At 34.3% G+C, this 14890-nt stretch carries 13 protein-coding genes; 1 reads left to right on the forward strand and 12 read right to left on the reverse strand.

The annotated features are described in order from the left end of the window. Positions 1–267 precede the first annotated feature (267 nt). The 8 genes from K412_RS0102725 to K412_RS0102760 all read right to left on the reverse strand — a co-directional run bounded on the left by K412_RS0102725 (position 268) and on the right by K412_RS0102760 (position 8250). Positions 268–750: a dihydrofolate reductase gene (locus K412_RS0102725; RefSeq protein ID WP_024831687.1), complete on the reverse strand. Its 483-nt coding sequence runs from the start codon at positions 748–750 to the stop codon at positions 268–270. Next, positions 747–1541, reverse strand: a complete 795-nt coding sequence (locus K412_RS0102730) for a thymidylate synthase (RefSeq protein ID WP_024831688.1) — start codon at positions 1539–1541, stop codon at positions 747–749. Before K412_RS0102730 ends, K412_RS0102725 begins: the two co-directional genes overlap by 4 nt. Before the next feature lie 79 nt (positions 1542–1620). Then, complete coding sequence (locus K412_RS0102735) at positions 1621–3060, reverse strand: hypothetical protein (protein WP_024831689.1); 1440 nt, start codon at positions 3058–3060, stop codon at positions 1621–1623. After that, a complete protein-coding gene (locus K412_RS0102740; RefSeq protein ID WP_024831690.1) occupies positions 3060–4022 on the reverse strand; it encodes a glycosyltransferase family 2 protein in 963 nt (320 codons plus the stop codon). Before K412_RS0102740 ends, K412_RS0102735 begins: the two co-directional genes overlap by 1 nt. A gap of 195 nt (positions 4023–4217) precedes the next feature. Then, on the reverse strand, positions 4218–4877 hold the full coding sequence (locus K412_RS0102745) for a phosphatase PAP2 family protein (protein ID WP_034847099.1): 660 nt from the start codon (positions 4875–4877) through the stop codon (positions 4218–4220). A 46-nt stretch (positions 4878–4923) separates the two neighbouring features. Then, entirely contained in the window at positions 4924–5589 is a 666-nt protein-coding gene (locus K412_RS0102750) for a DUF4956 domain-containing protein (RefSeq protein WP_024831692.1), read from the reverse strand. Positions 5590–5612: 23 nt separating this feature from the next. Then, positions 5613–6287, reverse strand: a complete 675-nt coding sequence (locus tag K412_RS0102755; RefSeq protein WP_024831693.1) for a polyphosphate polymerase domain-containing protein — start codon at positions 6285–6287, stop codon at positions 5613–5615. Beyond that, the gene (locus K412_RS0102760; RefSeq protein WP_024831694.1) at positions 6253–8250 is read right to left on the reverse strand and encodes a CotH kinase family protein; all 1998 of its coding nucleotides are present in this window, start codon (positions 8248–8250) and stop codon (positions 6253–6255) included. The genes K412_RS0102755 and K412_RS0102760 overlap by 35 nt, the downstream gene beginning before the upstream one ends. A 100-nt stretch (positions 8251–8350) precedes the next feature. Here K412_RS0102760 and K412_RS0102765 point away from each other — a divergent pair, with 100 nt between their 5' ends. Next, on the forward strand, positions 8351–8893 hold the full coding sequence (locus K412_RS0102765) for a TetR/AcrR family transcriptional regulator (protein WP_024831695.1): 543 nt from the start codon (positions 8351–8353) through the stop codon (positions 8891–8893). Between the two features lie 89 nt (positions 8894–8982). On the opposite strand, the gene aspS is transcribed toward K412_RS0102765, so the two are convergent. The 4 genes from aspS to K412_RS0102785 form a co-directional block, all read right to left on the reverse strand. Continuing rightward, on the reverse strand, positions 8983–10731 hold the full coding sequence (gene aspS / locus K412_RS0102770; protein ID WP_024831696.1) for an aspartate--tRNA ligase: 1749 nt from the start codon (positions 10729–10731) through the stop codon (positions 8983–8985). A 745-nt stretch (positions 10732–11476) separates the two neighbouring features. Beyond that, positions 11477–12910 (reverse strand): glycosyl hydrolase family 8, encoded by a 1434-nt coding sequence (locus K412_RS0102775; protein ID WP_024831697.1) that lies wholly within the window; start codon positions 12908–12910, stop codon positions 11477–11479. A gap of 453 nt (positions 12911–13363) precedes the next feature. After that, positions 13364–14233: an aminoglycoside 6-adenylyltransferase gene (locus tag K412_RS0102780; RefSeq protein ID WP_024831698.1), complete on the reverse strand. Its 870-nt coding sequence runs from the start codon at positions 14231–14233 to the stop codon at positions 13364–13366. A 43-nt stretch (positions 14234–14276) separates the two neighbouring features. Continuing rightward, entirely contained in the window at positions 14277–14786 is a 510-nt protein-coding gene (locus tag K412_RS0102785; protein ID WP_024831699.1) for a GNAT family N-acetyltransferase, read from the reverse strand. Between the last annotated feature and the right edge of the window lie 104 nt (positions 14787–14890).

Below are 14890 nucleotides of genomic sequence, written 5' to 3' on the forward strand. Positions count from 1 at the left end.
TCCGCATTTAATAGGCAAGAAGATTCTCTTCAAGTCCATATAATATTTAAACAATAAAAAAAGTGGATAGAAGTAAGTATCCACTAATAATCTCAACTCTCAAATCTCAGCCATGACATATAAATATGTTTAAAACCGATATTGACCCGGCAAAACCTTGTCCGCTCGGGTGAGAAGTGGAAAAACTTCTTCTTGTTTTGCATAAATATGATAACAAAATATATTTACTCTGTCAACATTTTTTATACATTCTTATTTCCCCTATTATTATTTTATTCTTTCATATACCAGCCATTTATATTCATATGGATTTTTTTCATCTTTGGTTCCAATTTCACAAGATACCTGTTTCCATTGGTTATAGTCAATTTCCGGAAAAAAAGTATCTGCTTCAAACTCTTTTTCTATCAGAGTCAAATACAGTCTGTCTGAAAGAGGAAGAAATTCTTTGTATATTTCTGCTCCCCCAATTATAAAGACTTCCTCTTCTCCTATAAAATTCATGGCTTTTTGTATTGAATTAACTGTGGTACAACCCTCAGGATTATAGTCTGTATCACGTGTAATTACTATGTTTTTTCGGCCTGGCAAGGGTTTACCAATGGATTCAAAAGTTTTTCTCCCCATAATGACCGTTTTTCCCATAGTAATTTTTTTGAAGTATGCAAAATCGGCTGGTATATACCAGGGTATTCTATTTTTGCAGCCAAGGGCATTATTCAGACCCATAGCCCATATCATTGAAATCATACAGCCACCACTCCTTTAATATGCGGATGAGGGTCGTAATCAGTTAACGTAAAATCACTGTATTTAAATTCGAATAAATCCTTTACATCAGGATTAATATTCATTTTGGGCAATGGTCTTGGCTCACGGCTTATTTGCAGATTTATCTGTTCAATGTGATTTAGATAAATGTGGGCATCTCCCAATGTATGGACAAACTCACCGGCTTTCAATCCACAGCTTTGAGCTATCATCATTGTAAACAATGCATATGACGCAATATTAAAAGGCACGCCTAAAAATACATCTGCACTTCTCTGGTATAGCATACAGGACAATGTCCCGTTAACCACATAAAACTGATAAAAGCAGTGGCACGGCGGCAAAGCCATTTTTTCTATATCTGCCACATTCCATGAGCTTACTATGAGTCTTCTTGAATCTGGATTGTTTTTTATTTGTTCAATAACTTCTTTGAGTTGGTCAATGTTTCTTCCGTCCGGGGTACTCCAAGACCTCCATTGATGTCCGTATATGGGACCAAGATTGCCATTTTCATCTGCCCACTCATCCCATATGGAAACTCCGTTTTCCTTTAAATACTTTATGTTTGTTTCTCCGCTTATAAACCAGAGAAGTTCATGTATTATTGACTTTAAATGGAGCTTTTTAGTTGTTAATAAAGGAAATCCTTTTTGAAGGTCAAATCTCATTTGATAACCAAAAGTGCTTATAGTTCCCGTTCCTGTTCTGTCTTCTTTTTTAATGCCGTTTTTAAGTATATGTTTGCATAAGTCAAGGTACTGTTGCATTTGTTATATCTCCATTTCCGATTATTATTACATATTTTTATAATGCTTTATTTTATTATATAATGAATTGCTATTTTTGTCAGGTTGACAGTTTGTATTTTTTCCTGTATTCATGAAATCCTGACATCAACAGCTCACTTCCTTTGGCCGCAAGCACAAACACAAGCATTATGGCAAAATACCGGTACCTGACTTGTATTTCAATCAAAGCATGAGCGGCAAAATAGCATGCGATTATTGATGATATCAACACAACTCCTGTATAGATTTTTTTCTGTTTGAGTGTTAAACATAACCCTGCTAACATAAGTATAAAGGCAAAGATGTAATACATTTTTTCTATTTTCAGAATACGGAATTCGTATTTTTTCATGATATCAGAAGCAACAAGGTGATTGTTCTTTTTTTCATAAAATCCCCACTTCATAGTATCAAAATAGCTCCACATAATTTTCTGTTTTGTATTAATCAAATCAAGTATTTTCCTCGGTCCTATGGATATACGTTCTTTTATTACCTTCTTTGATACTTCATTTCTCTCATTAAAATCCTGTATATAAAATATTTCGTTCTGGTCAGAGTAAGAAAATGTTCCCTTACTTTCGTAATTAAAGCCCACAACAAATTTCCATAAGGGATAATTATTACTCAAGCCTTCGGGGTTTATATCCGCCTTTTTTACTATTGTGGAAAAAGTAAAACTCATAAGGAAGTATGCTGCAATCATAATCGCTGAAGCAACAATACGAAGAAGCTTTTTTTCTATTATAGATTGTGCAACTGCCCAAATCATAACACCTCCTAGTATAACCACACCAATGGGTCTGACAGCATTCCCAAAAGAAAGAAATATTCCTGCTGCTACGCTTCTTATTGCAAAATTTATACGAGTTTCAAGGAGCAGGTATATGGAAAGCATAAACATACATGCTGCAAAATGCTGGTTTGTAAGTACCGGAGTCAGAAAATATGGCGCTGGATATAAAAGATATAATAAAGAAACAAACCTTGCTGTATAATCATTTGATATTTTTCTTGCTATAAGATAAATAAGGGAATTGGACCCTGCCATGAAAAAACAATTTACAAGCTTTAAAGGCAGAAGTCCCGTACCGAATAATTTCATAATCATTGCATAGTAGATAACCGGTCCTGTCTGATACGCAAATGATGTGAAATAAAATCCATGACCAAAGGATTTATCTCCCTTATTCAGTTTTATGGCACAATTATAAAATGTGTTAAAATCTGATATAGGTATCGTATCGGAGGTAATTGCCACTAAGCCTTTAGATATAAAGGCCAGCAAAAATATTACCGTAAAAAACACCAAAGGAGATATATTTAACTTGTAGGAAACCAGATAAATAATCAATACTACAGGGAGTACCAAAAGTGCGTATATAAATACACTATTATATGCGGAATACAAAAAGTTAAGATACAGTAAATATGCCGTAAAAGCTGTCAGTAGAATTATTAATGTCTTGTTTAATGTATCTTTATTTATTGTACTCATTAAATGTCGTTTTTCCTCTCAGCCTCTTCCTGAAATCCTAATAATTCTCCGACAATGTATAAAGGACGAGCTTTTACTTCTTCGTATATTCTACCAACATATTCCCCCATAATTCCTATAACTATAAGCATCACGCCGTTAAAGAACAGGGATACCGCCATTGATGATGCCCAGCCAGAGGCAATATCGTTTTTTACAAATCTCTGTATCAAAACAACAATAAGATATATAAAGCTTATTATTGAGACAATCATACCTGCAAAAGTAGCAAGCTTCAAAGGTTTATATGAAAAGGAGAATATTCCGTCTCCTGCCAGTTTGAGCATTTTTTTTAGTGGATACTTGGTTTCTCCTGCAAATCTTTTTTCTCGTCTGTACTCTACACTTGTCTGCTTAAATCCTACCCAGCTAACCAAGCCTCTTACATATCTTGAACGCTCCGGGAGGCATTTCATGGCATCACAAACTTTTCTGTCAATAAGCCTGAAATCTCCTACATCAACTGGTAGTTTAACATCAGTCATACTATCAAGAAAACGATAAAACATTTTTGCTGTAAACTTTTTGAAAAAAGTTTCTCCTTCTCTTTGAAGTCTCTTGCCATATACTACATCATATCCCTGATTCCACTGTTCAACCATTTTGAGAATAACTTCAGGAGGATCCTGCAGGTCTGCATCTATTATTACTATAGCGTCGCCTTTTGCATAATCCATACCAGCCGTAATAGCTATCTGGTGTCCAAAATTCCTTGCAAAATTTATTACTCGTACACATGAATTTTTCAAGGCAATTTCCCTGAGTTTAAAATATGTATTGTCCTTACTTCCGTCATTTATAAAAATGTATTCAACATCCATAAAATAGTTTTCAAACACTTGAGAAAGTCTTTTAAAGGTTTCATCTATTACTTCTTGTTCATTGTATACCGGAACGACTATTGATAATAATTTCTTTGACATTTGGTACTTCTCCTCGCTTTCAACCGAGTATAACTAGATAATTATTCCTATTTTTTCTTAAACAATTATAACACACTAGTAATTATTATCAATTTTGACGCTAAATATTAAGAAAAAGTTCATATTTATGTAATATTGATGAATAAAAAATCTTCTTAACGTTTTAACGTTAAGAAGATTTTTTTATTTTACTAATTAATTTCTCCTTGAAAAATGCTCAATTAGATTTTTTATCAATATTACAATTGTAAATACAATGCCAGCCTCAAGATACCCGCCTATAGTATCGCTTGCATAGTGATTTTTAAGATAAACCCGGCTAAAGCCAATAAGTAGAGGCATTATTACACAGAAAATCGCAAGTGCAATTCTTCCGGCCTTTATCTTTATACGTTTGTTTACTACAAGATAAAGTACCAAATAAAATATAAACGCCATTGCGGCATGCCTGCTTGGAAAGGAGAATTTGTCCACATCTGCATCCGGATGAGGGCGTTTGAAAACATCTTTTAGCAGAGGGTTTAAAAAGAATACAATAAATACTCCCGTAGCGTAGGATATATACTTGGAATAACCTTCCTTGTTAGCAAAAACTACAATTCCAAGTGCTGCTATTGCTAGACCCAAGTATAAATTTACTTGCGACTCACCTATGACTCCCAGAAACTTAACAATTTGTTTTGTAGTACGTGATTTAAGGCTTCTCAAAAAGTCGTATACAGCACTGTCAAAGCCGTCTATTGAACCAGATTTAATTAGTAGGACAAGACCTGTAAATGCAAGACCCAATAAAAGAAGAAATACAGTACTTACAAAAATCTTGTTATATTTGTTTTTTATATTTGATTCAGTCATAATATTATTCTCCAATGATTGAATCCCCTTTCTCTAAAAAAGTCTTTTATCCCATATATTCTCCGTTATAGCTGACCATAACGGCATTTACAACACCTTCTATATTAATTATATCATTAACAAATTTACTATATCCATCTTTAAGTTGAACTTCTACTGTAAGTTCCATACCTGTTTTTGATACTGTCTTTCCTTTAACAATCGATTTTGCCGATTTTTCTTCGATTAAATTTATTACACTGTCTTCAATATCAGAATTCTCACAATTTATTACTATTATATATGGTGTAGCCCTGCTTTTCCTATTTACAAAAACAGTCATTACGATACCCATTAGAATACTTGTTACAACTGCAAGTGGAATCATCCCTGCACCAACCACTATTCCTGATGTAATTGCCCAGAACAAAAAAACAATATCAAAGGGATCCTTTAATGCCGTCCTGAATCTTACTATTGAGAGTGTACCAAGCATACCAAGGGAAAGTACTACGTTACTAGAAACTGCCAGTATAACCGCACAGGTTATCATTGCCATACCAATTAATGATAACCCGAAATTTGCTGAAAACATTACTCCTGAAAAAGTCTTTTTGTAAACCATAAAAATAAAAAAGCCTATCATGAATGAAACTATAATTCCTACAAACATATCAAAGCCGCTTACTGCTGTTGCATTCTTTATAAAACTTGAATCTAAAATGCTGTCCACTTTATTTTCCCCCCTAGAAGTATTTACCCAAATTTTCTACAGGCTACATATTTTGAAAATGCCGATACAAGCCTGTCCTGAACCATGACTATATCTGAAATCATGGCAGGTTTGTAATTATCATATTTAACCTCTAAAATTATTGTCTTGCCTTCTGCTAAAACTGTAGGAACGTTAGGATTAAGCATATCTATACTATTTATACTTGTCCTTACATCCCTATCCAATGTAATTCTTACATTTCCTGCGGAGTATACAAAAGGTTCACGAATATAATCCACAATAACTTTAGGTCTTAGTTGTTCTATTTTCATTTTTACATACAACTCAGAAACAAGTTGCCTGTCAGAATTAAGCATCCATTCTATATCACCATGAATTATTCGCCTTACTTCATCTTTTGTGACCCTCTCTGATACCTTGTTACACATTCCGTTTATTTTGCTTTTCTTCTCAAGTTTTATGAAGTCATAATTATTATTGTAGCAACGAATTCTGAATTTCTCACGTATACTGACCCCGCTTATTTTTTCATATAGTGCCTTGTTGTAGATGTTGTCAAAATACAGACTTCTTATTTTGTATTCACCTGTTTCACCAACGTGACTATCATGTGGTATTACTGCTCTCAGTCGTGACCGAACAGTAAGATAATCTGAATAGTTAAGAAATATCTTGTATTCGTGACGTAATTTCAAATCTCCCCCTCCTCATACTTCTTTTTTTGTACTTTACTCGTGAATACTTGCTCAGCAATATGGTAAATGTAATTATTGCAATTAGTGATAAGACTAATACTATTCTTGATATTCCGTGATTTATGACTGTATTTTCTGACGTTTTGACACTCTTTGAAATCTCATAAGCAATTGGCCCCATTACTCCGAACACTTTTTTCAAATAAGTAATATCAGATGAATTAAATTTTGACATATCAATTTTGCCGTCTGTTTTATATTCTTCAGGGAGATAATCCATAAGAATTTTTAATACTCCATCCATATCTTTGTTGGAAATCCCCAGTATTGAGTACATTGTAATTGTTTTGCTCATATCCAGACCCTGTGTATCAACCAGAGCTTCAGGTTTCTCATTTTGTCCCTCTAATGTTGCCGGCACAGTATTGCTTAACTGTCCCTGAACACTTTTTGCTCTAAGCTTGCAGAATTTATTTAGTTCATTAACCCCCTCCACAAATTGATCGTACGTAAAGAAGCCCTTTTTATCATTTTTGATATATGGAGATATCATATTAACAGTTGCTTCAAAGAATTTGTCAAAGTAACCGCTGTTAAAATAATTGGCAATAAATTCCTCAAAGTACTTATGATACTTATCTCTGTACTTACTATTTTTAAGTATCTGATTTATCATTGGCCTTTTTTCCAAATCAGCTTTAAATACAGGCGTATCAATAGGATAATTAACCATACTTTTAGCAGAACTCATACCATACTGGGCATCTGTTGTTTTTATATAGTTACCGAACAGATTAGAAGATGAATCTCCTGGATCAACCGCAAAGGAACCAAAAGCCAGGTCATAATCCCAAGGGATCATTGATAATTTACCCCCACGTTCACAGAGATAATAATTATGTGAAAAAATACTAGTATATCCTTCGTAATTATCTACAAAGTTATGAACTACGAAGTACTTTATCACAGAATCAACGTCCAATGTATTATCCAAATCTTCACCACTGCTCAGCTTCTTTATTGAATTAATCAGTCGTCCTTTGTCAGTTTCATCTACAGTAAAAACTGCTGAATTTAAAATAGATTTATAGCTCTTTGGATTATTATCAATATATGTCAGACCAGTAACGTCTGTGTTAATTTCGTTTGAGTCTATAAGTACTTTGGCCATGTCCCCAATCATGTCGACCCTTGTGCTACTGCTATAGTTCTTATAGGCATTACCGGACATAATATCTGCCAGATACTCAACCGCGGATTGACCATCTTCCATCTCGTAGCCCATAATTTTAATATAATCATACTTGGGCAAACCAAGTGAATCAGGCTTATACAATTTTCCATCAATGACTCCGTAATTTCTGACATAAAAAGATTTTTCTACGGCTTCTGTTGCCATATAGAAACCAAAATCTTTACCGTTTAATTTTATATTTACATAGCTTGATAACGGAGCCGCTATTCCCATATAGTTCATCATATGCTGTGCCAAATAATCCTTCATATAAGTCGTATCCTTGGAACAGTTATTTAGTACCATTTTATCAAGCCCATCAAATGTCTGTTTTTTATAGTGGTCAAACTCAACCTTAAAACTAAAGTTTTGAGAATTCATGTCTATTAACTGCTTAAGAGAGGTATCTCCCTTTGGCCTTATTCCAACTTCATTTATTGTGACGCCATCTATAATCATTGTACAAGGAATATATTTTTCATACAGAGCATTTTCTATCATATTATTCCAGATACGCTCATCAACTTGAATATCAATAGTGTGTATTTTAGAATCATCAAAAAGTGTTCTTGGATACTTTATAGAGTTAGCAGTTAAATCCTTATAGCCTAAACCGCCATTTGCAGGTGCACTGTTATTTTCTACAATAAACATTAGAAAAAATACTGCACAAAGCAGACAAACGGCAAAAATTAAGTATGTTCCATTTTTATACCTTTTTGTTTCCATTTTACAAATCCCTCATAATATGTTATATAAATAGAATAAAACAGTTGCGTGCTTTTTCAATATACAATAAAGTACCAAATGTATGTTTTTGAGGTAAACCATGATTAAAATGTCAAAAAGTAGACAATTTACCCAGGGAATTTTGTTGGACTCATTTTGGAAACTATATAAAGATCATGATATAGAAAAAATTACGATTAAAAAAATTACTGATACAGCAGGATATAATAGAATTACCTTTTACGATTACTTTCAGGATATATACGATGCTCTTGATTGTCTGGAAAATAAGATATTGTCTGATATTGAATACAAATTACATATATTGATTAGTGAGTCAGAAAATACTGTTAACAGCGCTTTTCTCGAAAAAGCAGAATCTTTGTTGGAAGAGTATCATGATTTTCTGAAAAGATTTTTCAGTGACAGCAGTAATACCGGTTTTGAAAAAAAACTGCAGAATTTCATTAAAAATATACTGACAAACTTCTCATCAAAATCTATAGACTTTACCAACATATATGTACTTGAGTTCTATACCTCAGGTCTTGTGGGTGCTTTCAAAATGTGGTTTAAAAAAGACTGTGATACACCACTTAAAGCTTTTCTCTACATAATATACTCTATTATAAAAGTAGATTAAGAAAATTAAATAAAAACATTAATAAACGGGATAAAAGAATACACCCATTTATTAATGCTTTACCTTAATATCAATAATTTAAAACTTTGCTATCTAATTTTTATATGGACTTCACGAAGCTGTTTTTCTGTTACTTCACTGGGAGCACCACACATCAAATCCTGGGCGTTGCCGTTTAATGGGAATGGTATAACCTCTCTAATGTTTTCCTCGTTTCTCAGCAACATAATCATTCGGTCAACACCCGGAGCCATTCCGGCATGTGGAGGAGCACCATACTGAAATGCATTATACAATGCACCGAATTTTTGCTGTAGGTCTTCCTCTGTATAACCTGCAATTTCAAAAGCTCTGACCATTATATCTAAACTATGGTTTCTAACTGCACCAGAGGACAATTCAATGCCGTTACAAACTATATCATACTGATATGCAAGAATTTCTAATGGATTTTTGCTATTCAGGGTTTCAAGTCCGCCTTGAGGCATTGAGAATGGATTATGTGTAAATATAATCTTCTCTTCTTCTTTGTCATACTCAAACATAGGAAAATCATTAACAAAACAGAAACGGTATGCATTTTTCTCACAAATATCAAGACGGATGCCAAGTTCTGTGCGAATCTGTCCAGCCAAAAGTGCTGTACGTTCTTCTGTATCTGCTATAAAGAAAATTGTATCACCCGGATTCAGCCCTGCAATTTGTGCAATCTCTCCCTTCATGTCATCGGGAATAAATTTATCAATAGGTCCCTTATAGGTCATGTCGTCATTTACTTCAAGATAACCCAAGCCACCCATGCCAATTGAAACAGCAAATTCTAGCAGTTTTTCATGAAATCCCTTTGACATATCAGCATGTACCTTGATTGCACGAACCGTTTTGTTATGAAAAGGTTTAAAGGTACATCTCTGGAAGAAATCAGTTACATCCACTATTCTTAGAGGATTTCTCAAATCTGGTTTATCAGTTCCGAATTCAAGCATTGCCTGCTTATAGCTTATTACCGGATATGGTGCCTCTGTTACTTTGCTTCCTTCTGGGGCAAATTTCTTAAATGCAGCTGTCAACACTTCTTCTCCCACCCGGAATACATCTTCCTGTGTAGCAAAGCTCATTTCAAAATCCAACTGATAAAATTCCCCTGGTGAACGGTCTGCACGAGCATCCTCATCACGGAAGCAAGGTGCTATCTGAAAATACTTATCAAAACCGGATACCATTAAAAGCTGCTTGTATTGTTGAGGCGCCTGTGGTAGTGCATAGAACTTTCCTTTGTATTTACGGGATGGAACTATATAATCTCTGGCACCTTCTGGGGATGAAGCACAGAGAATAGGTGTCTGGATTTCCAAAAAGCCCATCTCAGTCATCTTTTGTCTTAAAAAACTGATAACTTCTGATCTGAATATTATATTGTCTTTGACTTTCTTATTTCTTAAATCAAGATAACGGTATTTGAGACGTAAATCTTCGCGTATTTCTTTTGAAGTCATTACTTCAAAAGGTAGTTGTTTATACACCTTACCAAGTATTTCAACGGATTGTGCTTCCATTTCAATTGTTCCTGTAGGTATTTTAGGATTATATGTTTCTTCGTCGCGTATTTCAATTTTGCCCTCAACGCATATACAGTCTTCCTTGTTGATTCCGGTTAGAAGGTTTTTGTCTCGTAATACAACCTGCATTACGCCATACATATCTCTTAAATCTATGAAGGATACTCCTCCATGATCTCTGATGTTCTCAACCCATCCTGCTATTTTTAATTCACAGCCAACATCACTTTCGCTGATTTTGTCCAATGTCCTGTTACGATAAATGTTTGATGTGTTCATAAGTATTCTCCTTTTATAAATATTTGAGCATAAAAAAATGCTCATCCAAAACTATAAAGTTCAGGACGAACACATAATGTCCGCGGTACCACCTGAATTACTGACTAACAGTCACTCAACGGTTCAAAAAACCTTGCTGTTTTTCGCACAGCTTACGGCTCACCTACTTATCACACAATATTTCTTTGTATGATGTTCAGATTGCAGCTGATAAAGTGTTATTCACGCAAATTCACTTTATGGGGTTCTCACTATCTCCCACTCACTGAGAACGATAAGTTGCGTTACTTCTCTTCGTCATCGCCATTTAATTCAATTATAATTCTTGTGTTTTTATGCAGGCATCGACTTTATGCCAAATATTATCACATCCTTTCATTATATAAAAAAAGAACCACATGTAAATTTATCCCAAAATTTACCAATGTGATTCTTATTATTACAGTATCACATAGGTACAAGTCTTAGCACTTGCACCTATGATTTTCTTCTCATAGCTACAAGTGCTAAATATTGTACCCATTATTCAGTTTTATAAACTGAACCTTCAACATATTAACTCCTGCCTTTTTAGTTTATAATAATTTAGTATGTCATATTCAAGTGTATATGTCAAGAAAAATATTCATTTTTCCAAATAGTGTTTATAAATCGTAATTCGGCGTCAAATAAGGTAATTAAGCAAAATTATACAGGGCAGACCAACTAGGCGGTCTGCCCTGTATAAAAATAATATGTAAGGTGATTATAGAGTTTTTATTATACCTAATAGATATTGCTTTAATACTGCAAAATCCATTGCATCAACAGTACCGTCACCATTTGTATCTGCCGCTTCCAAATTAGGCAATGTACTTGTCTTACCTAGGAGATAAGACTTAAGTAATGCAAAGTCAACAGAATCAATAGTGCCATCTTCGTTAATATCGCCACGTGTTACTTCAGGGGCTGTAGGTGCACCCCAAATCTTGAAGTTTCCGCTTACATGAAGCATTCCAAGCATGTAGAGCATTCCATCGTAATAACGATATTGACCTGATGGAACAGCAGTATTCCATAATTCATCAACAAAAGGCTTAGCAGTCGCTGCATCTGAAGCCAAAGCTGATACGGCATTCATAGCTACCAATCCCGGAGAATGGTCACTGCTTAGCTTTGAACCTGATAATGTATATTGGTTACCGTAAGATGACAACCCTTGGTTTTTGAAGAAATTCTGAATTTTAGGCGCGAATGTAGTTGCTGGCCAGCTGTCTTTTTGCCACCAAGCATAGTCTACACAAGCATTTTGAATAACTCTCCATGCATCAAATCTAAAATCTCCATGACCTGAACTCCATGAAACTTCTTTTGCTGAACCATCAAAGTTTGCATAGTCAGGATTCAGTCCTGTTGTTGGATGAGTAGACTTTTTAAAGAATTCTCTACTCGTTGCAGCTACTTTACTCCAAGTAGCTCTATCTCTTTCTGGTCCCCACATTGCCCATAATTCATAAAATGCTGGGAGATGATAGGATGGATCTGTAAAATCATAATTTCCTGCGCTTGGGCAGAATACAACCTGATTTGCGTTTTTATTGATCATATTATATCCAACACCGTCATCTGACTGGTGAAGCATTGCATCCAATATAGTCTGTGCTTCTGCTTCGTAGTTGAATATACCTGTTCCGTTCCCCCATCTGCGTGCAGCAAAGAGGAGAGCCATAGCAAAGTATTCATCTCCGTCTGAAGCAGGAGTGCTATCTATTATACCGCCATCATAGTTACACTGCCATGCAAAAAATCCCTTAAATTGGCCGGAGGTTTGATACATGTGGTTTCTAGCCCATTTCCACAGCATATCAAATTCCTTCTGTTTGTCCATTTGAACACAAATCATCATACCATATGACATACCTTCTGAACGTACGTCACCGTTTCCAGTATCTCTTATGTATGCCTCGCCGTTTCCTGTTTCATAAAATAGCCTTTGATTGTTTGTGTCTCCTTTGAAAAACTTATCGAACATAGTATCAAGTTTGTCTTTTACCTGAGCCTCTGTCCTTCCTGTCTCAACAAAGATGTTCCTGTAGTTTCCGGTGGCATAATATCCGCCTGTTTCTGCACTTGCTATATTTATTGGTATAATTGAAACAATCATAGCCAAAACAAGCAAGCAAGAAAAAAACTTTTTCATTTTACTTTCCTCCCCTAATAGAAAAAATTTTGTATATAGTGTTAATCCAGGTTTTAGCCCGAACAACCTTAATACCTTTTTGAAAAGCATTTTATAAACAGCGCATGATTTAACCTATTAAACCCTTCATAAGTTTAGCATATAAAACCTATACTGTCAAATTATGATAAATTTTGAACTTGTTTACATAATCGTTGTTCTAAAAAAATAAAAGCCCTTGCAAACAGTTAGAAAACCTTACAAGAGACTTAACATAATTAAATTTAGCTTTTATTGTATACTATTGTAATCACTTTTTTAGAAATCGTTTCGATAATCTTCCACAAAAAAATGCAGCATTTGCATAATGACTTAATTTTTTTACGAGTATCAAGCTGCACCCAAAATAGACAGTATAAAACCGCACTTTCATTTACGAATAATGCGGTAACATAAAGATTCTCGATATGTATATTAGCAATTCTGCCTTAGTTCACAAGCTTTCATTTTAATCAAATATTTCATCATATTATCATCATCGCTTTGGTTATATACATATCCAAAGTGTTTTCCGACCTCAGAAGCAACAGTACGAAAAAGTTCACAGGCTGTGAAAATAGCCGTCCAAAGCATTTCATAATTTGAATAGGTATTAGTATATAACTGGTAAAGCTCTTTCGGTAAATACATTTTAAAATATTTTCCCCACATTCCTACAGAAACTGAAAATTCTGTTTTTGTGCCGATATACCACTCAATCATTCTATCAAGCTCTTTGTGAACTATTTCGTTATACATTCTCATAGCATAAGAAAATTGGTCTCGTACAATGCCCTTTGCCACATTATTAAGGCACCACCAAAATTCATTGCAGCAGGCATCATATTTGGATTTGTTAGGTTTTTGAATCCAATAGCCTTTATCATTTGCCGGAGGTATTTGCGGTAAAATATTATCCTTATCTAAAAGCGGAACAGTTAAACTGTCTGTTGTATATTCTTTATACATTTCTTCTTTGATTTGAATATGTAAATCAATACGATTGCCGTCTTTAAATAGCATCAACCAACAATAAGAACGACTATAATTCCTATTTTCTCCCCAACCAAAATCGTTGGAATCAGGTTCCTGTACCATTGCGATTTCCCCAAAAACCGAAATCCAACTCTTATCTATCAAAAACGATTCAGTTTCAGTTACAACATAAACAATATCATAATCTTGATATTTATCCTTTTTTATATTGGGATTTGCCCTTGAGCCATTCATATAAACTGCTCGAATACGCTGGTCAGCTTTCGCAACATCTAATATTAAATCAAACATTTCCTGCTCTGTTCGCATGTTTTCACCTCAGTAAAAATCTTAAATACTATAGATGCATAAATTATTTAACTCTATTTTCCCAATATATAAGCTCACTATCTCTATTGATTTCAATCATTCCACACTTTTTCAATAATTTAATCGAACCTATGTTATCAATTAAGCAATCAGCCTTAATAACCTTTACTTTGTTTTTTTGTGAAGCCCACTCTATCAGTGAACTTGCTGCTTCATACCCATAACCCTTTTGCTGCTCTTCTTTTATAAAACCAAACCCTATTTCAATTTCTCCATTTTCATTCGGCGCGCCTTTAAAACCGGCATCGCCTATAACAGTCATATCTTCTTTTTTTACAATCATCCATACATAAAACCCGTCAGTCTCATTTTTCTTCATTCTGTCTTTTATGAAATGTAAAATATCTAAAGTATCTTGAAGTGGCCACTTGCCATTAAATTTAACACCTAGCTTTTCATACTCCTCAGTACTACCGCTTAAAACTGTACATACCATTGAATGTGTCATAGGCATAATAATAAGTCTTTCTGTTTCAATATTGTGTGCTACCATTATTTTTTCTCCTTGTAATATATCGTAAATTAATTTTTAACATTTGATACCAATCATTACGAAAGTTTATATCAGGGACAGCACACCGGATATAAACACCTGGT

Origin of the sequence: Ruminiclostridium josui JCM 17888, assembly GCF_000526495.1 — a bacterium.
GTDB lineage: Bacteria > Bacillota > Clostridia > Acetivibrionales > DSM-1351 > Ruminiclostridium > Ruminiclostridium josui.

Coding starts and splice junctions, on each gene's coding strand:
- K412_RS0102725 (WP_024831687.1), bottom strand. CDS start 750: ATGATTTCAATGATATGGGCTATGGGTCTGAATAATGCCCTTGGCTGC.
- K412_RS0102730 (WP_024831688.1), bottom strand. CDS start 1,541: ATGCAACAGTACCTTGACTTATGCAAACATATACTTAAAAACGGCATT.
- K412_RS0102735 (WP_024831689.1), bottom strand. CDS start 3,060: ATGAGTACAATAAATAAAGATACATTAAACAAGACATTAATAATTCTA.
- K412_RS0102740 (WP_024831690.1), bottom strand. CDS start 4,022: ATGTCAAAGAAATTATTATCAATAGTCGTTCCGGTATACAATGAACAA.
- K412_RS0102745 (WP_034847099.1), bottom strand. CDS start 4,877: ATGACTGAATCAAATATAAAAAACAAATATAACAAGATTTTTGTAAGT.
- K412_RS0102760 (WP_024831694.1), bottom strand. CDS start 8,250: ATGGAAACAAAAAGGTATAAAAATGGAACATACTTAATTTTTGCCGTT.
- K412_RS0102765 (WP_024831695.1), top strand. CDS start 8,351: ATGATTAAAATGTCAAAAAGTAGACAATTTACCCAGGGAATTTTGTTG.
- aspS (WP_024831696.1), bottom strand. CDS start 10,731: ATGAACACATCAAACATTTATCGTAACAGGACATTGGACAAAATCAGC.
- K412_RS0102775 (WP_024831697.1), bottom strand. CDS start 12,910: ATGAAAAAGTTTTTTTCTTGCTTGCTTGTTTTGGCTATGATTGTTTCA.
- K412_RS0102780 (WP_024831698.1), bottom strand. CDS start 14,233: ATGCGAACAGAGCAGGAAATGTTTGATTTAATATTAGATGTTGCGAAA.
- K412_RS0102785 (WP_024831699.1), bottom strand. CDS start 14,786: ATGGTAGCACACAATATTGAAACAGAAAGACTTATTATTATGCCTATG.